Here is a 21,088-nt window from a genome sequence, read left to right as displayed (position 1 = left end):
TGGGGTGGGGGGACGTCAGCACCGTTCGTGGGGAGGCCGCCGGTGTCCCCTGTCCTGTCGGGCGGGCGGGGTGGTTCGTCCGCGGGTGTGCGGGATGGTGCTGCGGCTGCGGGTGGCGGTGCCCACGGGCTTCGCTGGCTCTCCGCTGACGAGGACCTCTGAGGGCGCCGAGATGCGGGAGTGGCCGATGGGGGCGCGCGGTGACGCGGAGCAGGCCCAGCGGGTGGTCGACAGGGTCTGGTCCTCACCGCGACGCGGACTGTTCCGGAGGGACGACCGGGTCGGGTACGGGGGGTCGGCTGCCCCCTCGGGTTTCAGTCCGGGGTGTCCCAGTCGGAGCGGGCCCGCTCGAGGTCGATGTCGCGGCCCAGGGCGGGCAGGGCCCGGTAGGTGCTCACGAGGGCGGCGGTGGTGAGCAGGGCCCACAGGGTGAGGGTGTTGCTCCACGGTGGCAGGGGCGACAGGAGTGGGATGACGCAGGCCAGGAAGGTCAGGGCGGTGGGGGGAGCCCAGTCGTGGCCGGTCGGGGTTCCCTGGGCGGCTCGGGTGGTGGAGACCAGGAAGGGTGTCATGGCGATGGTGCCGGCGAGGAAGGCCGGGGCGGCGGCCAGGGGCGCGGTGAGGGCCAGGGCCCACCAGGGCAGCCAGGGGACCAGGGGCCACAGGGTGGTGGTCGTGGCGGCCAGGGCGATGGCGATGCCCAGTACGAGCAGGCGCAGTGGCAGGCCCCGGGGTGTGTCGGCGGTGTCGTGCGTGAGGGAACGCGCGGCCGTGAGGGTGCGGCGCAGCGAGAGCGTGGCGAGGTACCGGTGACCGGGTGAGGGGTGGGGGTGGTGGCTGTCGTCCATGACCTGCCAAAGCTCGTGGTGGTGCCCCGGGGGCGGGTGGGGCACGCGGGTTCTGGGGTGCGTCTTCGAGTGTAGGCGTGCGGACGCGGGCGGGGGAGTCGTCCGTGAACCTTGGGCCCGGGTGGGGCATCGGACCCAGGGACGTCCCCCAGTCGTGAGGAGAACCGCTGTTGAGTACCGATCCCGGAGACCAGGGCAACGTGCCGGACCCGGACCCCGTCGGCCCCGGTGCGGTGGGTGAGGAGGCGGTGCCCGGTGAGGGCGCGCCGGAGTTGGTGGGTTTGGGGTGGGTGCTGTGGTTGGCCCCGCTGCTGTCGCTGGTGGTGCCGTTCACGGTACTGCTGGGTGCGTTCGGTGACAGCGACGACGGGCTGACCGCGTTTCTGTTCCTGGTGGGTCTGGTGTTGTCGATGGGATCGGTGTACGGGTTCGGGGCGTGGATGTGGCGCCGGGGGTCGGTGCGGCCGTGGGAGCTTCCACTGGTGGTGTGCGTGGCTGTGGTGGGAGTGCTGTGGGTGGGGTACCTGCGGTTGGAGTGGGTGGTGGCGGAGCGGTTCTCCCTGGTGGGGGTGGTGTTGGGAAGCCTGGTGTCGGCGTTGGCGGGCGCGGCGGTGGTGTGGTCGTTGCGGCCTGGGCGTGCACGGTCGGTGCTCGCTGTGGGTGTGGTGATGGCGTTGTGTTCCGTCGTGTTGGGGGTGTCCTGGGGTCAGAAGCGTGTCGAGGACGTACGTCAGAACCAGGAGCTCTCTGGTGAGGTGGCCGCGCTGGGGCATCCGGTCGCGGTGTTGGAGGCTCCGGGGTGGAAGCCGGTGTCGGTCTACGTACGGGACGACGACGAGGTTCCGGTGGAGATCGCCTACGTACCCGCGCGCGGGGTGGTGGGTGAGAAGGGGTTTCAGTTGAAGGTGCAAACCCTCGTGGAGGACGCGGGGGAGTCGGGAGTTCCGGCGCGGATGGGCTGCGCGGACGGAGAGGGGGACTCGTGTGAGCGGCACGGGTCGGTGACGGTGTACGACGGATCCGACCGCCCGGTGCCGCGGATGAGCGCGTGGGTGGAGGTCGAGGAAGGGCTCGTGGCGTACCTGGTGGCGAATGTGCCCACCGAGAAGGACGGGACTCCGAGGATGGAGATGCCCGACCTGGACATGGTGGGGTTGGCCGAGCAGGTGCGGGCGGTGGAGGGCGAGGATGCGCAGGTGTTGGTGAGGGATGTGCTGTGAGCGGTGTGGGGTGCCTCGTGGATGGGCGCGGCCGGTGTGTTGGTGTGGGGGAGTCCGGGTTCGGCCGTGCCGAGGGCTGAGGGCCGGGGGCCTGGTGATGGTCGGCTGGGCGCGGGCGCGGGCGCTTCGTGAGGTGGTGTGTGATGGGGCGTGGGGGTGGCTGTGCGTGGTCGGGGTGCGGTGTGGATGGGGTCGTCGTGTGCCCGGGGTGACGGTGCGTGATGTTGGTGGTGGGGTGGGAAGCGGGCGTTGGTGACCCGTGGCGGTGTGATGGGCGGGGGGCTTGGTCGGGGCCTCGGGCGGGGTGTGGGGCGCCTGGGCGGATCTGCCCGTTTCTTGGGTGGGACGGGGGGTGTTGGTGGTTGCGGGGAGCCCTCCGAGCACTCTACTTGACATAATGTGCATTATCGGCGGCAAGGGAATGCCTGTGGGGAAGGGGTTCTCGCGCCCTGAGCGGGTTCTGAGGGTCCTGGAAGGCGCCTCCGGGACCTGGCTGGCCGCCGGGAACCGGCGCTGAGGGTGGCCCGGGCGGCCGGGAGCCTTCGGGTGCCTGGGTGCGGAGATCGCGAAGGCATCCGTTGGCGGGTGCTGGGCTGTGCGGCGTCGCTGCGGCGGGACGTGTTGTCCACAGGAGGCTCGTGTGCACTGGCGGGCGTGGGCGTTCTCGGGTTAGCGTCGATTCGGGGGCGCTGTGAGCGTCCGCTGGCGGAGCCTGAAGCCCCCGAATTCGAGCGTGCTCCTCACGGGCCCGCTCTGGCAACTCCTGGGGTTGTCGCCTGTGGACAACGTCGCTCTTCGGTGCGTGGAGCGAACGTCTCGGACCGCTTCAGGGTCCTGATGTGCGTGTTCGCCCTCATGGGCGGCCGTCCGGCAGGTCGGCACGTGGGTGCGTCAGGCGGCGTCCTCGGCGCGTCTCCGGCGAGTTCGAGCTTGCCTGGGCTGTCGCCGTGAATCCCCAGGTCAACGGTCCTGTTGCCGTGGGTGTGTCTGCGAATCCGATCGGATCTGTTGTCCTGGCTCCTGGCAGCCCCTCATGTGCCGGTCCGAGCGCGATCCCCTGCACGTGTCCGTCCAAGGGGTCGTCTGCATGGCCGGGGGTGCTCACGGGTCCGTCCGCTGCCTCAGGGGTGTGCGTCTCTGACCTGCGGTTTTTGCAGGTGGGTATGGTCTGGCTTCAGGGCCCCTTCTGGGTGGCGACCTCTCCATGTTTCATGCATAAACGGTGTTATGCATCCTTTTGCGGTTGTTTGGCGACACATGACCGAGATGACTTGCGGTGTGCTCCGTGTCGGTTTCTGCACCCCGCTCCCTCCGGTGGGCATCGCCCTCGAGGCGGACTCTCCATCGAACACCTGTTCCCCTGGTGGGGTGCGTCAGTCGACCCTTGAACACCCGTACACATCCGCCACCACTCCCCTGTTTTGCGTCCGGACCTCCGCCCTCCAGTGCCAGGGGCATTCCGAAGGCTGGAATCTTCGCAGGTCAGCTAGGGACAACGGGGTGCCACTCCCCCGACGTCGACGCTCTCACCCTCGTGCGGTGCGCACGTCAGATCGTTTGGACGTACGTATACATCAGCAGAAGTGGACACCCTCCCCACCTTCGCGTGGGCGTTGGCCGCTGCCACCCCGTACGCGGCCCGGTACGACGACGTCCCGCCACCGATCCTCCCCGCTCTCCCCCGCCCACCGGCCCGGCCGACGGTGTCCCACAGACGATCTCCCACGGTGGTGCGGAGGCTCCAGTCCAGGACGGCGGGGGCGCCCGTCGTCGGTGGCCGGGACGTTGGGCGGGCACCGGTCCTCGTGGACGATCGCCGGGGTCGGCACAGGCACAGGAGCTGGTCCTGGAGGGTGGTGCGCAGCCGGTCAGGTGAGGAAGTCGCGGGCGCCGCGCAGGGTGGTGGTGATGCGCCGTTGGGTGCGGGTGGAGTCCAGGCGGAGTTCGAGCGGTCCGGGTGGTCCGACCTCGGTGCGGCGTGCGCGCGGCAGGGCGGTGGGCAGGCCCCGGTGGCGTGCGATGAGGACCCCCAGTTCGTGGCGGCTCAGGGCGTGGGGGCCGGCCAGGTGGTGGATGCCGGTGTGGGTGGGGGCGGCGAGCTCCAGTAGGGCGGCGGCGAGGTCGTGGACGTGGACGGGGCAGCGGAGGTCGTCGGTGAACAGGGCGCCCGTGGCGGCGCCGGTGGCCAGGTCGCGGACGCGGTGTTCGTGGGGTGAGTCGTCTCCGAGGATCAGGGAGGTGCGGGCGATGGCGGCGGTGGGGTTCAGGGCGGTGACGGCGGTTTCGGCCGCGGCCTTGGCGGCTCCGTAGGGGGTGAGGGGGTCGGGGTGGGCGGTTTCGTCGTAGCTGGGGGCGCGGCCGGAGAAGACGGCGTCGCTGGAGACGTGGACGAGGTGGGCGCCGGTGGTGGCGGCGGCTCGGGCGAGGTGGGCGGGGCCCTGGGCCGTGGTGGGCCAGTCCTGTTGTCGGGAGGCGGTGTTGATGATGGCGGTGGGTTCGAGGGTGGTGACGAGGGTGTGGACCTGGTGGTGGGAGCGCAGGTCCAGGGGTGTCCAGTGGACGTGGGGGTGGTGGTTGGTCGGTGGGCGCCGGTGGTGGGTGGCGGTGACGGTGTGGCCGGTGCGGGTGGCCTGGGTGAGGAGTCGGGAGCCCAGGTGGCCGGTGGCGCCGACGATGAGGAGGGTCATGGGCGTACGTTACTGCGGCGTCCCCTCCCCCGCGGGGTGGTGGGCTTCGGCGGCCGGGGTGGGTCTGGGGGCGCGGTGGGGGCCGGGATCGGGAATGCTGGGGGCATGAGTGGTGATGCGGTGTCGGTGGAGCGGGCGATCGAGCGGTATCTGGTGGCGCGGCGGGCCGCCAAGCCCTCGCCGCACACGGTGGCGGCCTACCGGCGTGACCTGGTGGGGGTGCTGGGGTGTGTGGGGCGGGCGTTGGGGCGTGATCCGGGCGGGGTGGGGTTGGCCGAGTTGGAGGCGGGGGTGTTGCGGGAGGCGTTCGCGGACTTCGCTGAGGAGCGGGCGGCCTCCAGTGTGTTGCGGGCGTGGTCGACGTGGAACGGGTTCTTCGCGTTCTGGGTGTCGGAGCGGGTGGTGGCGGGGAATCCGATGTCGGCGGTCCCCCGGCCTCGGGTGAGGCCTTCGGGGCCCAAGCCGTTGATGGGTGAGGACACTCCGGAGCGGTTGTTGGAGGCGTTGGCGCGGGGGGCGCGGCGTGCGCGTGATCCGTGGCCGGAGCGGGATCTGGCGGTGTTGGCGTTGGCGTTGCTGACGGGGATGCGGTCGGCGGAGATGTTGTCGTTGCGGGTGGAGTCGTTGGGTGGTCGGCCGGGTGAGCGGCGGATCCGGGTGGTGGGCAAGGGCGGTGGTGAGCGTGTGCTGCCCATCGAGGTGCCGTTGGAGGCGTTGTTGGAGGCCTACCTGGAGTCGCGTCGGGTGCGGTTCGACGCTCCGGTGCGGGGGGCTGATCCGTTGTTGGTGGACAACCGGGGTGAGGGGTTGCGTCGGGGTGGGTTGCAGTACCTGGTGAAGCAGTGTTATCGGCACGCGGGGGTGAACGACCGGGTGGCGCGGGGGACGTTGGTGCACGCGTTGCGGCACACGTTCGCGACGCGGTTGGCGGAGGACGGTGCGTCGGTCACCGAGATCATGCATCTGTTGGGGCATTCGTCGGTGACGTCGTCGCAGGCCTACATCGAGGTGACGGCGCGGGCGCAGCGTGAGGCGGCGGGGTCGAACCGGACGTATGGGGTGTTGCGGCGGTTGGCGCGGGAGGAGGTGGGTGACGCGGGTTGAGGGGCTGGTGTGGGGGGTGGGGGTGGCTACGCTGTGGGGCGTGAACCAGTCGAGTTTTGTTGTGTCCAGCGTCAACGTCAACGGGTTGCGGGCGGCCGCGAAGAAGGATCCGGGGTTCGGGTCGTGGTTGTCCGCCACGGAGGCGGACGTGGTGTGTTTGCAGGAGACCCGGGCGGAGGCCGATCAGCTTCCGGAGGGGGTGGTGGCTCCGCGGGGGTGGCATGTGGTGTTGTGCCCGGCGCAGGCCAAGGGGCGTGCGGGGGTGGCGCTGTACTCGCGTGTGGAGCCGGATGAGGTGCGGGTCGGGTTCGGGGTGGAGGAGTTCGCGGAGTCGGGTCGTTATGTGGAGGCGGACTTCGGTGCGGTGAGTGTGGCGAGTCTGTATCTGCCTTCGGGTGAGGTGGACACGCCGCGTCAGGCGGAGAAGGAGCGTTTCATGGAGGCGTTCCTGCCCTACCTGGTGGAGCGGCGTGCGCGTGTGGAGGAGCAGGGGCGCGGGTTGGTGGTGTGCGGTGACTGGAACATCGCGCACACCGAGGCGGATCTGAAGAACTGGCGGGGGAACCGGAAGAACTCGGGGTTCCTGCCGGAGGAGCGCGCGTGGATGTCGCGGGTGTTCGGGGAGGCGGGGTACGTGGACGTGGTGCGTGCCCTGTATCCGGACCAGGAGGGGCCGTACTCGTGGTGGTCCTATCGTGGTCGTGCCTTCGACAACGACACGGGGTGGCGGATCGACTACCAGGTGGCGACGCCGGGGTTGGCGGCTCGGGCACTGTCGGGGCGGGTGGAGCGTTATCCCAGCCGTGAGGAGCGGTGGTCGGACCATGCTCCGGTGACGGTGTCCTACGGGGCCGGGAAGTAGGTGCGGTGATGGGTGTTCCGATCGTGTTGGCGCACGGTTTGCGTTCGTCGTCGAGTATGTGGCGGCCTCAGGTGGAGTTCCTGCAGGCGCAGGGGCGCACGGTGGTGGCTCCTGATCTTCCGGCTCACGGGTCCCGTCGGGGTGAGGACTTCTCGGTGGGGCGTGCGGTGGACACGTTGTTGGAGGCCATCGACTCGGTGGGTGGTCGGGCCCTGTTGGTGGGGCTGAGTATGGGCGGGATGGTGTCGATCGCTGCCGCGGGGGCGGCGCCGGGGCGGATCGCGGGGTTGGTGGCGGCCAGTTGTACGGCGCAGCCGGATCAGTCGTTGGCGCAGGTGTACCGGATTCCGGCGGTGTTGATGGAGCGGTTGCCGGACAAGGGTGCGGCGGTGAACGAGCGGTTCCATCGGTTGACGTTGCGTGATGGTGCGGCTGACGCGGTGGTGGACGGTGGTCTGGCGGTGGAGTCGGCCACGGCGGTGATCGACGAGTTGGCGAAGATCGACGCGTTGTCGGCGTTGTCGGCGTATCAGGGTCCGGTGTGGTTGGTGAACGGGGCCCGGGACCATTTCCGGATTCATGAGAAGGCGTTCTTCGACGCGTGCGCGGAGGGGCGTTTGGTGAATGTTCCGCGTGCGGGGCACATGGTGAGTCTGGATCAGCCGGTGATCTTCTCGCGGATGGTGTCGGACGCCGCTGATGTGGTGTCGGTGCGGGAGGCGCGGGCCGGGGTGGACTCGGGTGCGCGTGAGGGTGTGGTGGACGCGCCGCCGTCGGAGTTGGAGGCGGACGGGACCTGAGGGTCGTGTGTGAAGGGGGCGGTGGGCCGTGGTGGCCCGCCGCCCCCTTTGTGGTGGGTGGGGTGGGGTTCAGCTGTGGGTGGGGTCATGGGTGGGGTCGTCGTTGTGGGTGCGGGGGCGGGGTGGGCTGGGGATGGCCTGGCCGGGGCGGGGGCGTTCGGGCAGGCGGAAGAAGATCATGGGGTTGTGGGGTGAGTCGCGGACGGGGGTGTCGAGGCCGAGTTCGGTTTTGAGGTCGTTGATGGCCTGGTGGTGGTGGGGTGCGCGGGCGGCGGAGGCGGTGAAGTAGTCGGTGGTGTTGTTGGCGAGCCATTTGAGGACGACGGCGCCTTCGGTGAAGGGCAGTGCGTAGCGCTGGTGGAAGACGTCGTGGACGCTGACGGGGATGTGGGCGGGCAGGGTGGGCAGGAGGTGGTGGATGTACCAGCGGGCGAACCATCCGTTGTGGGCGGCGTCGATGAAGAGGTAGTCGGTGCTGGAGGGGATGTGGGTGATCTTGGCGCGGACGTCGCCTTTGGTGAAGGTCCAGCGGTCGTCGGCGAGTGAGGGTGGGACGTGGGCGGTGGCGTGGTCGACGATGTCGAAGGAGTGGAGGTGGCCGGTGCCGTTGTCGCGGAGGGCGGAGAGGATCCAGGAGGTGGACCAGCCGTAGTAGGTGCCGATCTCGACGACGTTGGCGGGGCGGTGGTGGCGGAGGAGGAGGTAGGTGATCTCGGCTTCGAGGTCGTCGAGTTGGGGGGTCATGGCGGGTTCGGCGTTGGCGTAGTGCTGGCGTTGTTGGTCGCGTACGCGGGCGAGGTCGTCGCGGTGGGTGGTGTAGAGGGTGGTGATGAGGTCGAGGTCGATGGTTGGCGCGGTGGACATGGGTGTGCTCCCCCGGTGTGGTGTGTGTTGTGTCGGACCACCTTTGATTGCCGAAAGTAACAGTGTTGTTGCTGTGTGTTAGTGGTTTCGTGGGTGTGTCGTGGGTTTGGGCGGCGGGCCGCCGGGGCGGATGAGGCCGGAGTCGTAGGCGGCGATGACGGCCTGGGTGCGGTCGCGGACGCCGAGTTTGGTCAGGGTGTGGGATACGTGGGTCTTCACGGTCTGGATTCCCAGGTGGAGGCGGGTGGCGATCTCCGCGTTGGTGAGTCCTTGGGCGATGAGGGTGAGGGTCTGGGCCTCGCGTTGGGTGAGGGTGGCGACGGCTCGGGCGGCGGGTGTGGGGTGGGCGGGTTGGGTGGCGGCCAGGGCGCGCAGGGCGGTGGGGAAGAGCAGGGTGTCGCCCCGGTGGGCCAGGCGGACGGCGGCGAGGATCTCCTCGGGCGGGGTGCGTTTGAGGAGGAAGCCGTGGGCTCCGGCACGTAGGGCTCCCCACACGTGGTCGTCGTTGTCGAAGGTGGTGACGACGATGACGCGGGGCGGGTGGGGGGTGCGTTGGAGGGTGCGGGTGGCCTGGATGCCGTCGAGGCCGGGCATGCGCACGTCCATGAGGATGAGGTCGGGGCGGGTGCGGCGGACGAGGTCGGGGACGTCGGCGCCGTCGGCGGCCTCTCCGGTGACCTCCATGTCGGGTTCGGCGTTGATGAGGGCGGCCAGGCCGGCGCGGATGAGGGGTTCGTCGTCGACGAGGTTGACGGTGATCACGGGTGTTGGTTCCAGTTCAGGTGCAGGGCGAGGTGGAAGTGGGTGGTGGTGGGGGCGGCGGTGAGGGTGCCGCCGATGAGGTGGGCGCGTTCGCGCATGCCCTGGATGCCGTGGCCGGAGTTGCGGCGTCGGGGCAGGCGCGGGGTGGTGGGCGGCAGGGGGTTGGTGATGGTGAGGGTGAGGTCGCCGGGGGTGGTGTCCAGGGTGAGGGTGAGGGGTTGGCGGGGCGCGTGGCGTAGGGCGTTGGTGAGGGCTTCCTGGGCGATGCGGTAGGTCTCGCGGGAGAGCAGGGCGGGGACGCGGGTGGTGTCGCCGTTGATGTGGCAGGTCAGGTCGGTGCCGGTGTGGTGGGTGGCCTGGGTGAGGTGGGTGAGGTCGCCCAGGTCGGGCGGGGGTGTGCGGGGGGTGGCGGTGTCCTCGCGCAGCAGCCCCAGGGCGTGGTCGAGGTCGGCGGTGGCGGTGCGGGCGGTGTCCGCGATGTGGGTGAGGGCCTGGCGGGCGAAGCCGGGGTTGGTGTCGATGAGGCGGGCGGCGGTGGCGGCCTGGAGGGTGACCACGGACAGGGCGTGGCCGAGGGAGTCGTGGAGTTCGCGGGCCAGGCGGTTGCGTTCGGCGAGGCGGTGGGCGTGGGCGTGGGCGGCGTGGAGGCGGTCGGTGGGGGTGGGTCCGAGGAGGTGGGGTGCGGCTTTGGCGAGGAGGTGGCCGGTGAGGGCGAGGGTGTAGATCAGGGCGAGGACCCAGGCCAGGGCGAGGAGGGGTCCCCAGGCGGGGTGGGTGAGGGGGCCGTCGCTGTGGAGGGTGAGGGGGCTCTGGGAGATGGGGTGGGGTGTGGGGTTCAGGGGTGCGGCGGCCAGGAGGGCGGCTTCGGTGAGCAGGGTCATGGTGGCCAGGCTGGCGGCCATGCCGACGACGAGGTGCAGGTGGAGCCAGAGGGCGGTGCGCCAGCGGCTGGTGGTGGGGGTGTTGGGCAGTGGGGTGAGCAGGGCGCGGGCGAGGTGGAGTTGACCGGTGCGTGTGGCGGGTACGAGGGCGGTGGCGGTGATGAGGGTGGTGCCGATGAGGAGGGTGAGGGCGAGGGTGGTGGGGGTGGGTGCGTTGGTGCGGGTGATGAGGGTGCTCAGGACCAGGGAGGCCATGAGGTAGGGCATCAGGAGTGCGCCGCCGATGACGAGGTAGGCCCAGCGTTGGTGGGTGCGGGCGCTGACCAGGGGGTGGAGTGCCCGGGTCAGGGTGGTGGTGAGGTGGCGCATGGGTGGATGGTGGCACGTCGGGGTGGGTGTGCGCTTCCCTCTGTGGTGGGAGTGTGGGGAGGATGTGATGGGGGTGGTGGGTGGCGCGGGTGTGGGATCGGGGATGTGTGGGTGGTCTGCCTCACATTTGTCGGTTCATGGGTTGTTTGGTGGGGTCAGTGAGAAATGTGATGAACCTTGCGTCCTAGGGTGGGGCCGTGACAGGCAGTGAGACGTCGCCCCCGGAGGCGACACAAACAGACGACGGGTCGGGACTGGCGCATTCGCTGCGCCGCCGACACATGACACTGATCGCGATCGGCGGATCGGTGGGTGCGGGGCTCTTCATCGGTTCCGGCGCGGTGATCCAGACCGCGGGTCCGGCGGCGGTGGTGTCCTACGCGCTGGCCGGGGCGCTGGTGTTCCTGACCCTGCGGGCGCTGGGCGAGATGGTCGTGTCGGTGCCGGCCGGGGGGTCGTTCTCCGACTACGCCCGGTTGGCCTTCGGTCCCCGTGCGGGGTTCGCGATCGGCTGGCTGTACTGGTGGATGTACGCGGTCCTGGTGGCCGCGGAGTCGGTGGCGGGGGCCGCGATCCTGAGCCAGTGGGTCGAGGGCGTGCCGCCCTGGGCGCTGGCCCTGATCGTGCTGCTCACCATGACGGTGGCCAACCTGATCTCGGTGCGGGTCTTCGCCGAGACCGAGTCCCTGTTCTCCCTGGTCAAGGTCGCCACGATCGTGGTGTTCCTGCTGGTGGGCGGGTTGTACGCGCTGGGGTTGTGGAGTGGTGCGCAGGGGGCGACCGTCTCCCACCTGTGGGACCTGGGCGGGTTCGCGCCCAACGGCTGGGTGGCGGTGCTCGGTGCCACGGTGGTGGTGCTGTTCGCCTTCGGTGGCGTGGAGATCATCACGATCGCCGCCGGTGAGAGCGCCGAGCCGGAGCGGGGTGTGGCCTCGGCCATCACCAACGTGCTGTGGCGTATCGGCCTGTTCTACGTGGCCTCCATCCTGGTGGTGGTGATGGTCGTGCCGTGGAACTCCACGGATCTGGACCGCAGTCCCTTCGTGGTGGTCATGGAGACGGTGGGCATCCCCGGTGCGGCGCTGATCATGGAGATCGTGGTGCTGATCGCGGTGCTGAGCGTGCTCAACGCCGCCATGTACACCTCCTCGCGGATGCTGTTCATGCTGACCCGTCAGGGGGACGCGCCCCGGGTGCTCCGGGGCACGAGCCGCCGTGGGGTGCCGGTGCGGGCGATCCTGTTGGGCACCGTGGTGGGGTACGCGGCCGTGGTCGCGGACTACCTGTTCCCGGGGCGGGTGTTCGCGTTCCTGGTGGCCTCCATCGGCGCGATCCTGCTGGTGCTGTTCCTGACCATCTGTGCCTCCCAGCTGGTGGTGGGGGCGCGGGTGCGGCGTAACGCGCCCGAGCGGATCACGTTGCGGATGTGGGGTTTCCCCTACCTGACGTGGGTGACGTTGCTGGGGTTGGTGGCGATCTTCGTGGCCATGGCGACCCTGCCCGAGCACCGTCAGGCGCTGTGGGCGACGGTGGCGGCCGTGGTGGTGGCGGTGCTGGCCTACGAGGCGCGCCGCGTGTTCGGTGCCGCCCCGCCCAGCCGTCGGGTGCTGGGCGTGGACGGGCGGGCCACGCCCGAGGAGTTGGACCGGGTGGCCGGAACCGGCGCGGCGGCGGCCGCCGCTGGCGGGTCCGAGGACCGGGAGGGAGCCGGTGGCGGGGACTCCGGGCCCGAGGGTGAGGACCGCTCCCCCGGGCAGTGAGCGGACCGGTTCCGTGCCTGGTCGTCGTGGCGTCGTTCCCCGTGTGGGGGCGGCGCCGCGGCGCGTTCGGGGGTGTGGGAGGGGTGCGGTGGCGTGGGGTCGGGGGGCGGGGAACGGGACGGTGACCACTGCGTGTCCGGGTTGCCGCTCTTGGTGGTTATGGTGCTGAACTTCGTTTTTGTCGCTATGGTGCTGCGCAACCCCTGAGAGGAGCACCCCCGTGCGACATTTCGTCGGCTTCCTGTCGGGCCTGATCCTGGGCCCGGTCCTACTCCTGGTGACTGGATGGGCGTTCGCTCACCTGCGGGGCCTGAACGCGGTCCAGGCCGACGCGCTGCAGGGCACCGGTCCCGTGGCGCTGGCCGGACTGGTGGGCGTGGGCCTGCTGGTGGCCCTGGTCGCGGTCCCGCCGCGCCTGACCCCGATGCTGCCCTTCTCCGCAGCCCTGGTCCTGGGCGGCGCGACCGCCGCCGCCCTGCTGCGCATGCACCTGCTGGAGCGGCTGCCGGTCCTGCCCGGTGTGGAGGGCGCCCTGACTCTGCTGCCCCTGGGCGCGTTCGTGCCCCTGACGTTGGTGTTGGCCGCTCCGGTGTTCGTGGGCGCCCGCTGGGTCCGCGACGACGAGGACGGCCCCACCAAGGAGGAGTACTTCGACGGCCTCTACGACGAGGACGACGACGACCGGCCGCGCTCCAGCGCCACCCGCTCCGAGCCGGTCCCGGCCCACCACCAGCCCCGGCACCGTCTGGAGGACGCCTGAGGGCTGAGGCCGCCCCGAACACGGTGGGGCCCGGGAGAGCGTGCTCTCCCGGGCCCCACGGCGTCGGTGTGCGGGTACGCGGTCCCGTCGGGGGCCCTCAGCGCCAGGCCGGACCCCAGCCCGAGCTCTGGGAGACCCCGCGCGGCATCCGGGGCAGCCCCGTGGGGGTGGTCGCGGGGCGCGCGGGCGCGGGTTCCCGCTCCCCCGGCCCGGCCGTGTTCGGGGCCGACGGGGCGGGCTGGGCCTGCTCGTCGGGCAGGCCGCCCGTGCCCTGCCCCGCGGGGTCGGCGGCGTGCGCGTCCGGTGCCGGGACGGTGTCCCCACGCGGGTCCGGGGTGGCGCTCCCCCGCTGTTCGGGGTGGTGCGCGCCGTCCTCGCCCTCGTACGCCGGGGCGGGATCCCAGGCGGCGGAGGGCGCGGACCGGTCGGGCGGGGCGTCGACGAGGCCGGTGTCCGGGGTGGTGTCCTCGTGCCCGGTGGCGGGCAGGCCGGTCCGTGGCACCGCGGTGTCGGTGAGTCCGGTGACGGCCTGCGGGGTGGCGGGGGTGGTCGCGGGTCCGGGGTCGGGTGCGGAGGGCTGCGCCTCCGGGGCCGGGGGGTCCTCGTCCTCGGTGGTGAGTTGGGGGACGAACCCGCGTACGCGTTGGGCCTCGGAGGCGGGGGTGTGCAGGACCACGGGTTCGGGCAGGGGTGTGTGGTCCTGGGCGTCGGGGTCGGGGATGGCGGGTTCGGCCGGTGCCACCCGCTTCCACCACAGGGTGGCCTCCTCGGCGTCGAGTTCGGAGTCGACCTCGAGCCAGGCGCGTACGTGCGGGAGGCGGCGTCCGGCGTTCCAGGAGCGCGGGTAGGGCTGGTCGTCCAGGACCAGGACGTGTTCGCCGTCGATGGTGGGGATCTCGGCGGGCACGCCCTCGTTCCAGACCCAGGCGCCGTCGTGGGCGACCAGGTTCCACCAGCCCCAGACGGTCTGGGCGGCCGGATCGACGGGGCCGTCGAGGAAGGAGGCGGTCCAGCGCGGGTCGGGGGCGTCGCCGGGCAGTCCCTGGCCGTGGGGGCCGATCAGGGCGTCCGCGAGCAGGGTGTGGAGTTGGAAGTTGTCGCTGATGCCGTCGAAGCGGACGCGGAAGGCGCGGCCGGAGGCGCGGTCCATGACCAGGGCGGAGGAGGTCTCGGCCATGCGGAGCAGGGCGCGTACCTCGTCGAACTCGTCGAGCTGGTCACTGAGCTGGTTGGCGATGGCGACGAGTTCGGCGTGTGTGGAGGGGTCGCGTCGGATGTGGGCGCGGACGCCGGGTTCGCCCAGCATGGTGCGGGCGGCCAGGCCGTGGCGGCGGATGGTCCACCAGCACATGGTGGCGGCGGGGGCGTCGGGGCCCAGGTCGGCGGCCACGCGTGCCTCGGCGTCGGCGGTCACGGCGTCGGGGTCGGGCGGGGGTCCGCCGCCGGTGCGTTCCCAGGCGCGGACGAAGACGATGGCGCCCTTGCCCATGGTGCGCAGGCGGTGGAGGATCTCGACGCCGGCGGGGCCGGGGTCGGTGCCCATCTCGACCAGGGCTCCGGCGACGACGGACAGGTCCGCGATGATGCCGGGGGCCGCGTGGTCTCCGGAGAGGAGCGGCGTGAGGGCCTCCAGGGCCAGTTCCCGTTCCGAGGCGGGGATCTGGGAGGCCAGGAGGTAGACCTTGTGGACGGCGGGTGGGAACTGTTGGGGGTCGGTGGCGACGGAGGCGTCGATCAGTTCTTGGAATGCCGCGCGAAACTCGTCGACCATGGGTCCGTCCCCTTTCTCACGCAACCAACCTAATGTCTCATCAGGGAAGGATCGCACTTTAACGGGTTGTATCAGGCGTTGCTGGTGGGTTTGTTGGTGATTCGAGATGAGCGAGTGTCCGTTGAGTCGCAGCTCACACGCCCTGGGAGGGCTCACAGGCCCAGTCGGGTGACCGCGTTGTCCTCCAGTGGGTTGGCGGTGCGGATGTAGTCGTGGACGGTCTGGGCGTTGGTCCACCGTCCCTGCCGCATGATCTCGCGGTCGTTGGCCCCGCCCAGCGCCGCCTGGGTGGCGAACCCGGCTCTGAGGGAGTGCCCGCCGAAGTCGTCGGGGTCCAGACCGGCCCGTTCCGCGTAGCGCTTGACCAGGTTGCCGACGGCCTTGGGGGTCATCGCCTTCTCCGCCAGGCGCCCGTGCCGGTCCACGGCGGGCAGCAGCGGCCGCCCGGTTCCGTCGGCCAGTTCCAGACGGGTCAGCTCCTGGCAGGAGTGGGCGGGGGCGGCCTCGGGGACCCGGGGGCGTTCGAGCCAGGTACGCACCGCCTCCGCTCCCCCGTCGCGGTGCACCACCACCAGCGCCGACCAGTCGGCCACCGCGCACACCGGGCAGGTCAGGCGGTGGCGCCCCCGGGGCAGCGCCACCCGTTGGTGGGCCCTGCCCTCCTGGTCGGTCTTGGTCGCCCACAGCGACGCCACCAGGGTGGGCGCCCCCGAGGCGGCGTCGGTGCGCAGCTCCAGGTCGTCGAAGCTCAGCCCGGCCAGCTCCGAGCGGCGCAGCGCCCCCGCGAAGCCGGTGAGCAGCAGCACCGCGTCGCGCCTGCGGGCCACGCCCCCGGGGTGTCCCTCGGGCGGGCGCACCGCCAGCATCGACTCCAGGGTGCTCAGCACCACGGGGGCCTTGCGGCGCGGACGGGCCCTGCGGGTGCGGCGGATGCCGCGCAGGGTCATGCGCACCACCTCCGCGCGGGTGGGCGAGTCCAGGCCGTGGGCGCCGTGGACGGCGGCGATGGCCGCCGAGCGGCGCTCCAGGGTGGAGGGGGACAACGCCCAGGTGGTGCCGTCCTCACCGCGCTGTTCGGCGCAGGCGGCCAGGTAGACGGCCACGTCCACGGGATCGGCGGGCAGGGAGGTGCGCTGTTCGGCCAGGCACCAGGCGCCGAAGGAGGTCCAGTCGGCGCGGTAGGCGCGCAGGGTGGCCGGGGACTGCGCGTTGGCCAGGAACCGGCCCAGGGTGTGCGCCTGCTCGGTGTCGAAGCGCTCACGGACCCGTTCCAGGGCGCGGGTGTCCACCAGGACGCCGTGGTCCAGGTGTTCCAGGCGGGCGCGCACGGTGGTGGGCAGGGCGATCTCGGCCCGGGGCTCGGGTGTCTGGGAGGGGTCGGTGGTGTCCACGGGTTCCATTGTGACCCGGGTGGGGGCCCGGAGGTGGCAGGCGGGGCGGGCGTGCGGAGGGCGGGGGTCAGCCGAGCAGGTGGGTGGTGAGCGCTCCCCACAACTCGACCGGGGAGACGGTGAGCAGGAGCAGCCCCACCGACAGGGCCAGCGCGACAGTGAAGGCGATCGCCGCCATCCTACGGCGCAGCACGGCGGCGGTGACGGCTCCCACGGCCGGGACGACCCAGGCCATGACCAGGAACCAGATCAGCGCGGTACCGATGGCGCGCACCGCCTGGGCCTCCTGTTCGGCGAGCAGGCCCGGGTCGGGCACCGCGCCCGGGTCGATCGGGTCGGCGGTCATGTCGAAGGCGTTGAGTCCGGCCAGGAGCAGGGCGAGCAGGGCCAGGGGGCTGCCCAGGGCCCACAGCGACCACAGGACGACCCACAGGGCCGTCACCCTGCGGTCGGGCGGGTCGGCGACCGTGACCGGGGTGCGGCTGACGGAGCGCTTCTCCGGGGTGTGCCCGGGTTCGACGCGGCCCGTCTCGGTGGTCGGGTTCGGCTCGGACGGCCCCTGGAGGGGCTTGCGGCGGTTGCGTTTCTTGGGTGACACCTGCGGGAGCCTACCCGGCCAGCCCGGCCAGGTGGATGACCACCACGAACACCACGGGCCAGATCAGCAGCGCCATCGACCACAGGGCGGCCCTGCGGTCGCCCGCCACAGTGGCCACGGCCGCGGCGAGGAAGGGCAGCCCCACGGCCGCGCCGAAGGCCAGGGTGAACCACTCGGCGGCCGAACCGGCGTGGGAGTCGGCGTCGACGCCCATCAGGTAGCCGAAGGGGCCCAGGGCCAACGCGAGCAGGGCCAGGACGATGACGACGACGCGGATGCCGGTGGGGTGGCGGGTGTTGCGGCCACCGCCGGAGGAGGAGGGACGTTCAGACACGGGGGCCGTGGTGCCTTTCGAGAACGGTGGCGGGCCAGGGCGGCGTGGCCCACCGACGGGTGTGGGGGTGGGCTGGGTCGTGTTCACCGGTGCGGGGGCGAGGCCGGGCTGGCCGTGGCCGTGCCGCGCGACCCGGTGGGCGCGGGCTCGGAGGAGCCTGGCAAAGCATCCGCGGAACACTCCCTCGTGGCGCACGCCGTGGCCCGCGCTCGCGAGGCGACGGGCGCTCGCGGGTCGGGCGTGGTGTGCTCCCTAAAACGTACTCCACCTGGTGGGTGTCCGAAACCCTGGGGCGTCGGCGTGTGGGGTGGTTCTCATGGTGCGGGAGTCACGTGTGGGGCCAGGGTCGGGAGGTGCCGACCAGCCCGGTGAAGGCGGCCAGGAGGCGGAGTTCGTCGATGGTGCGCGGGGCGGTGGTGAGCAGGTCGGGTGAGTGCACCACCAGGGCCAGCACCTGGGCTCGGGACAGGGCGACGTTGAGCCGGTTGCGGTCCAGGACGAAGGAGGGGCCGCGGCTGGTCTCCGCGGCGTCGGAGGTGGTCATGGAGCACAGGACGGCGGCGGCCTCCTGGCCCTGGAACTTGTCGACCGTGCCCACCCGGACCCCTTCGAGCGCGGGGGTGTCCTCCTGGGCGTGGGTCAGGGCCTGGCGCAGGGTGCGCACCTGGAGGTTGTAGGGGGCCACGACGAGGATGTCGTGGCCGGTGAGGGGGCGGGGGCCCTGGTCGGGGTCGGTGGTGACCCGTTCGGTGACCAGGTGGCGGGCGGCGGCCACCACCGCCTCGACCTCCTCGGGGCTGTGGGTGGTGCGGCCGGTGTGGTGGACGGGCAGGGCGTACACGCCCGGGGTGAGTCGGCTGGGGGCGGTGGGGGTGCCCAGCGTGCGGTGGGCGGTGGAGGGGTGGGACTGCAGGCGGCCCTGGTAGGACAGGTCGGAGACGGGCGCGCACACGTGGGGGTGCATGCGGCGGGTCTGGTCGAGGAAGTAGCCCAGGGCGGGGTCGATGATGGCGTCCTCGCCCATGAGGTGTTGCAGGGCGGAGGCGTCGGCGCCCTCGGTGTGCACCCCCTGGACGACCTGGGGTAGTTGCTGGGGGTCTCCGAGCAGGACGAGGTTGTGGGCCGAGGCGGAGACCGCCAGGGTGTCGGCCAGGGCGAACTGTCCGGCCTCGTCGATGATGAGCACGTCGAGCGGGTCCGCGATGGTGTCGGCTCCGGACATGCCCCAGGCGGTGCCGCCGATGAGGACGGGCTGCCCCTGGGCGGCGCGTTTGGCGCGCCAGTTGGCCAGGACCTTCTGGCTGGAGGGCTGTTCCCAGGGGGCGTCGGGGTCCTTCTTGCCGCCGCGCGGGCGTTTGGCTGCCGCCACCTCCAGGCCCTGCTGGTCGGCGGCGCGCAGGGCGGCGGCCATGACGTTCTCCACGGCCTTGTGGCCGGTGGAGCAGACCCCGACGCTGCGGCCCTCCTTGATCAGGTGGGTGATGAGCTGGGCGGCCAGGTAGGTCTTGCCGGCGCCGGGCGGTCCCTGGACGGCCAGGTAGGAGTGGTCCAGGCGGTCCACGGCGGTGATGGCGGCGTTGATGAGGTCGCCCTGTTCGGGTGCGGGCAGCGGGCCCGGGGGGTTCAGTCGCGGGGGCAGGCGGCGCAGGACGTCCAGGCCGGGGTGGTGGGGCCACTCGGGCAGGCCCGCCACGGCGGTGTGGGCGACGCTCTCCAGGGCGCCGTCCTTGGGTTTGGGGTCCACCGGGGAGCCGGGCAGGGCCGCGACGGGGGCGCGGGAGACGGTCTCGTCGGGGTGGGCGGTCTCCACCAGGGTCAGGGAGTCGGGTTCGGCGCGGGTGACGGTGGCGGGGTGGGTGGTGGCTGCCTGGCCGGGGGCGCCGGGGTGGAGCAGGTGGACGCTCTCGCCGGTGGTGAAGGGGTTGGGGTGGGCGCGGTCCAGGCGCATGGACACCTCGCGGCGGGCCTTGGTGCGCCTGCCGGTGGGCTCCTCCCACTCCCCCACGTGCACCCGCCAGGGCACGGCGCAGTTGCTGTCGGTCTCCAGGTCCTGCAGGGGTGCGCTCTGGCGTTGGAAGTGTTCGCGCCAGGGCGGGGTGTTCTCGCGCTGGTAGTAGCCCACCAGGGCGGCCAGGGAGGCGCGGGGCTGGTCCTGGGGGGTGCGCTCCTCGGGGTCGGAGGGCACGTGTTCGAGGAGGGGTTCGGTCAGGGCGGCGTGGCGGGCGGCCTTCTCGGCGCGTTTGCGGGCGCGCTCGGCCTCCTCCTCGGTGAGTTCGAACTGGATGAGGGGCCGGTCGGTGATGCCCTGTTCGGTGCGGTGGCCCTCCAGCCAGTCGCGTAGGCGGGCGGTGGAGTGGCAGTCGTCGCGGTTGTAGGCGGCGATGTCGGCCAGGACCCTGTCCGCCTCGGCGGTGTCCCCGGCCTCCCGGGCGGCCAGGTAGGCGGCGTAGGCGTCGATGCTGGAGGCGGCCGTGGTCACGCCGCCGTCGCGGGCGGAGCCCAGGTAGAGGGGTTCGAGGTACTTGATGGAGTAGGAGCGCTGGGACACGCGCAGGCTCTTGCGGACCACGGTGAACAGGTCCACGAGCCGGTTCTCGCGCAGGAGCCGGTTGACCTCCTCCTCGCGGGTGTCGAACTCCGCGCTCAGGTGTTTGAGCCGGTCCACCTCGTAGGAGGCGTAGTGGTAGACGTGCGCGTTCTCGTCGGCGTCCACGCGGGCGGTGGCGAAGTCGACGAAGTCCTCCAGGGCCCGCTTCTCCTGGGCGCGGTCGTGGGCCCAGAAGGCGTGGAAGGTCTCGTGCCCGTCGGTGTCCTCGGTGGTGGCGCCGAACAGGTACTCCAGGCCGCGTTCGCCCTGGCGGGAGTGGTAGGGGTAGCCCTCCATGTCAAAGAAGACGTCGCCGGGGCTGGGGGCGGGCAGGGTGGCCAGGCCCTCGGGTGAGAACACCTCGGCGGTGACGGTGCCCTGGGGGTTGGCGGGGGTGCGGGTGGTGTCCTGGCGGACCTGGAGGGCGGCCTGGGCGCGCAGTTGGTCGAAGGAGCGGCGCGGCAGGGTGGTGGGGCGGGCGTCGTCGGAGGCGTGGGCCAGGGCGTCGATGGTGTCCAGGCCCGCGTCGCTGAGTTTGGTGGCCTGGTCGGTGCGCAGCCCGGCGACCAGGGACAGGTGGCGGGCGGCGGTGCGTCCCTGGGAGCACCAGGTGTTGTAGCCGCAGCCCTCGCAGGCGGGGCGGGGCTGGCCCCAGGTGGGGGCGGGCAGGGCGGGTTCGGTGGCCAGGTGGGCCAGGAGGCGTTCGGTGATGGTGGTGAGGATGGGGGTGAACTCGGCGGTGGGCAGGGTGTGGGTGTGCTGGTCGCCGGTGAGCAGGTGCATGTGCTGGGGGGTGTGTCCGTGCAGGACGGACACGGCCTGGGCGTAGGCGGCGAGCTGGACCACGGCGGCGGGCCCGGGGCGGCGGGCGAGTTTGGTGTCCCAGGGTTCGTAGGTGTGGGGGGTGGGGGCGTCGGGGCGGGGCTGTCCGGTGGCGGGGTCCAGGTCGGAGCGGATGAGGAAGTCGGCACGTCCGTGGAAGGCGACGGTGTCGGTGAGGGGGTGGTGGAAGGACGCCTGGTAGATGACGGGGGCTCCGGCGGCCATGGCCTCGGCGGTGGCGCGGGCGGCCCGGGCCAGGGAGTGGTCGTCGGCGGTGGGGGGTTCCACGCGTACGAGGTCGTCGCCGAACAGGGTGGTGAGGCGGTCGAGTTCGGCCTTCTCGTGGAGGTCGCCGTGGTGGGCGACCAGGGCGTCGACCTCTTCGGGGCGGGGTGCGCCGGGCACGTGGGCGGCCAGCGCGCTCTTGAGGGCGCTGCGGTGGTCGCACTCCAGTGTGTCGACGAGGTCGGTGGGCGAGACGACCCAGCCGGTGGTGGTGCGGAACAACGCCCGACTCCCCTTGGTGTTGTGGTGCCTGCGGTGGTGGGGATTGTGCCATGCCGTGGCGACGTGCGGGACCCGTGTGCGCTGGTGGGCGGTGTGGGGTGGGGGTGTGTGGTGGCCCCGGTGGTGGGAGTCTACGCGGGGTCGGGGGCGTGCGGGGGTTG

Annotated in this window: 16 protein-coding genes; 6 read left to right on the top strand and 10 right to left on the bottom strand. The window is 71.9% G+C overall.

Annotation, left to right across the window (positions count from 1 at the left end):
- Positions 1 to 314 precede the first annotated feature (314 nt).
- A complete protein-coding gene (locus AC0VYM_RS16675) occupies positions 315 to 848 on the bottom strand; it encodes a hypothetical protein (RefSeq protein WP_475453137.1) in 534 nt (177 codons plus the stop codon).
- Positions 849 to 1,018: 170 nt separating this feature from the next.
- Between AC0VYM_RS16675 and AC0VYM_RS16670 the strand changes: the two genes are divergently transcribed.
- The gene (locus AC0VYM_RS16670; protein ID WP_475453135.1) at positions 1,019 to 2,068 is read left to right on the top strand and encodes a hypothetical protein; all 1,050 of its coding nucleotides are present in this window, start codon (positions 1,019 to 1,021) and stop codon (positions 2,066 to 2,068) included.
- Positions 2,069 to 3,936: 1,868 nt separating this feature from the next.
- On the opposite strand, the gene AC0VYM_RS16665 is transcribed toward AC0VYM_RS16670, so the two are convergent.
- Positions 3,937 to 4,755 (bottom strand): sugar nucleotide-binding protein, encoded by an 819-nt coding sequence (locus AC0VYM_RS16665; RefSeq protein ID WP_475453133.1) that lies wholly within the window; start codon positions 4,753 to 4,755, stop codon positions 3,937 to 3,939.
- 105 nt (positions 4,756 to 4,860) lie between these two features.
- Between AC0VYM_RS16665 and AC0VYM_RS16660 the strand changes: the two genes are divergently transcribed.
- The 3 genes from AC0VYM_RS16660 to AC0VYM_RS16650 all read left to right on the top strand — a co-directional run bounded on the left by AC0VYM_RS16660 (position 4,861) and on the right by AC0VYM_RS16650 (position 7,521).
- The gene (locus AC0VYM_RS16660) at positions 4,861 to 5,859 is read left to right on the top strand and encodes a tyrosine-type recombinase/integrase (protein WP_475453131.1); all 999 of its coding nucleotides are present in this window, start codon (positions 4,861 to 4,863) and stop codon (positions 5,857 to 5,859) included.
- 61 nt (positions 5,860 to 5,920) lie between these two features.
- The gene (locus AC0VYM_RS16655) at positions 5,921 to 6,721 is read left to right on the top strand and encodes an exodeoxyribonuclease III (RefSeq protein WP_475453129.1); all 801 of its coding nucleotides are present in this window, start codon (positions 5,921 to 5,923) and stop codon (positions 6,719 to 6,721) included.
- An 8-nt stretch (positions 6,722 to 6,729) separates the two neighbouring features.
- On the top strand, positions 6,730 to 7,521 hold the full coding sequence (locus AC0VYM_RS16650) for an alpha/beta fold hydrolase (protein WP_475453127.1): 792 nt from the start codon (positions 6,730 to 6,732) through the stop codon (positions 7,519 to 7,521).
- A gap of 69 nt (positions 7,522 to 7,590) precedes the next feature.
- Here the strand turns inward: AC0VYM_RS16650 and AC0VYM_RS16645 are convergent, their stop codons facing one another.
- The 3 genes from AC0VYM_RS16645 to AC0VYM_RS16635 all read right to left on the bottom strand — a co-directional run bounded on the left by AC0VYM_RS16645 (position 7,591) and on the right by AC0VYM_RS16635 (position 10,397).
- Positions 7,591 to 8,385: a class I SAM-dependent methyltransferase gene (locus AC0VYM_RS16645; protein ID WP_475453125.1), complete on the bottom strand. Its 795-nt coding sequence runs from the start codon at positions 8,383 to 8,385 to the stop codon at positions 7,591 to 7,593.
- A 78-nt stretch (positions 8,386 to 8,463) separates the two neighbouring features.
- Positions 8,464 to 9,147, bottom strand: a complete 684-nt coding sequence (locus AC0VYM_RS16640; RefSeq protein ID WP_475453123.1) for a response regulator — start codon at positions 9,145 to 9,147, stop codon at positions 8,464 to 8,466.
- The gene (locus AC0VYM_RS16635; RefSeq protein WP_475453121.1) at positions 9,144 to 10,397 is read right to left on the bottom strand and encodes a sensor histidine kinase; all 1,254 of its coding nucleotides are present in this window, start codon (positions 10,395 to 10,397) and stop codon (positions 9,144 to 9,146) included. Before AC0VYM_RS16635 ends, AC0VYM_RS16640 begins: the two co-directional genes overlap by 4 nt.
- Positions 10,398 to 10,678: 281 nt before the next feature.
- On the opposite strand from AC0VYM_RS16635, the gene AC0VYM_RS16630 reads away from it, so the two are divergent.
- Together AC0VYM_RS16630 and AC0VYM_RS16625 are read left to right on the top strand one after the other, a co-directional pair.
- On the top strand, positions 10,679 to 12,157 hold the full coding sequence (locus tag AC0VYM_RS16630; RefSeq protein WP_475453119.1) for an amino acid permease: 1,479 nt from the start codon (positions 10,679 to 10,681) through the stop codon (positions 12,155 to 12,157).
- Positions 12,158 to 12,377: 220 nt separating this feature from the next.
- Positions 12,378 to 12,917 carry a hypothetical protein gene (locus AC0VYM_RS16625; RefSeq protein WP_475453117.1) on the top strand — a complete coding sequence of 180 codons (540 nt, stop codon included), beginning with the start codon at positions 12,378 to 12,380 and terminating at the stop codon, positions 12,915 to 12,917.
- 97 nt (positions 12,918 to 13,014) lie between these two features.
- Here the strand turns inward: AC0VYM_RS16625 and AC0VYM_RS16620 are convergent, their stop codons facing one another.
- The 5 genes from AC0VYM_RS16620 to AC0VYM_RS16600 form a co-directional block, all read right to left on the bottom strand.
- Positions 13,015 to 14,688: a hypothetical protein gene (locus AC0VYM_RS16620; RefSeq protein ID WP_475453115.1), complete on the bottom strand. Its 1,674-nt coding sequence runs from the start codon at positions 14,686 to 14,688 to the stop codon at positions 13,015 to 13,017.
- Between the two features lie 152 nt (positions 14,689 to 14,840).
- The gene (locus AC0VYM_RS16615; RefSeq protein WP_475453113.1) at positions 14,841 to 16,088 is read right to left on the bottom strand and encodes a tyrosine-type recombinase/integrase; all 1,248 of its coding nucleotides are present in this window, start codon (positions 16,086 to 16,088) and stop codon (positions 14,841 to 14,843) included.
- Positions 16,089 to 16,146: 58 nt separating this feature from the next.
- Positions 16,147 to 16,677, bottom strand: a complete 531-nt coding sequence (locus AC0VYM_RS16610) for a hypothetical protein (protein WP_475453111.1) — start codon at positions 16,675 to 16,677, stop codon at positions 16,147 to 16,149.
- 10 nt (positions 16,678 to 16,687) lie between these two features.
- A complete protein-coding gene (locus AC0VYM_RS16605; RefSeq protein WP_475453109.1) occupies positions 16,688 to 17,011 on the bottom strand; it encodes a hypothetical protein in 324 nt (107 codons plus the stop codon).
- A gap of 328 nt (positions 17,012 to 17,339) precedes the next feature.
- On the bottom strand, positions 17,340 to 20,927 hold the full coding sequence (locus AC0VYM_RS16600) for a TM0106 family RecB-like putative nuclease (protein WP_475453107.1): 3,588 nt from the start codon (positions 20,925 to 20,927) through the stop codon (positions 17,340 to 17,342).
- Positions 20,928 to 21,088: the final 161 nt, after the last annotated feature.

This window comes from Nocardiopsis sp. iso_237, from assembly GCF_056173345.1.
The sequence above is the reverse complement of the archived record's forward strand: the minus strand, read 5'-3'. Positions and strand labels throughout refer to the sequence as shown.

What these genes read in the sequence shown, in the direction of transcription:
- AC0VYM_RS16675 (WP_475453137.1), bottom strand. Translation starts at nt 848, where the DNA reads ATGGACGACAGCCACCACCCCCACCCCTCACCCGGTCACCGGTACCTC.
- AC0VYM_RS16665 (WP_475453133.1), bottom strand. Translation starts at nt 4,755, where the DNA reads ATGACCCTCCTCATCGTCGGCGCCACCGGCCACCTGGGCTCCCGACTC.
- AC0VYM_RS16660 (WP_475453131.1), top strand. Translation starts at nt 4,861, where the DNA reads ATGAGTGGTGATGCGGTGTCGGTGGAGCGGGCGATCGAGCGGTATCTG.
- AC0VYM_RS16650 (WP_475453127.1), top strand. Translation starts at nt 6,730, where the DNA reads ATGGGTGTTCCGATCGTGTTGGCGCACGGTTTGCGTTCGTCGTCGAGT.
- AC0VYM_RS16645 (WP_475453125.1), bottom strand. Translation starts at nt 8,385, where the DNA reads ATGTCCACCGCGCCAACCATCGACCTCGACCTCATCACCACCCTCTAC.
- AC0VYM_RS16635 (WP_475453121.1), bottom strand. Translation starts at nt 10,397, where the DNA reads ATGCGCCACCTCACCACCACCCTGACCCGGGCACTCCACCCCCTGGTC.
- AC0VYM_RS16630 (WP_475453119.1), top strand. Translation starts at nt 10,679, where the DNA reads ATGACACTGATCGCGATCGGCGGATCGGTGGGTGCGGGGCTCTTCATC.
- AC0VYM_RS16620 (WP_475453115.1), bottom strand. Translation starts at nt 14,688, where the DNA reads ATGGTCGACGAGTTTCGCGCGGCATTCCAAGAACTGATCGACGCCTCC.
- AC0VYM_RS16615 (WP_475453113.1), bottom strand. Translation starts at nt 16,088, where the DNA reads ATGGAACCCGTGGACACCACCGACCCCTCCCAGACACCCGAGCCCCGG.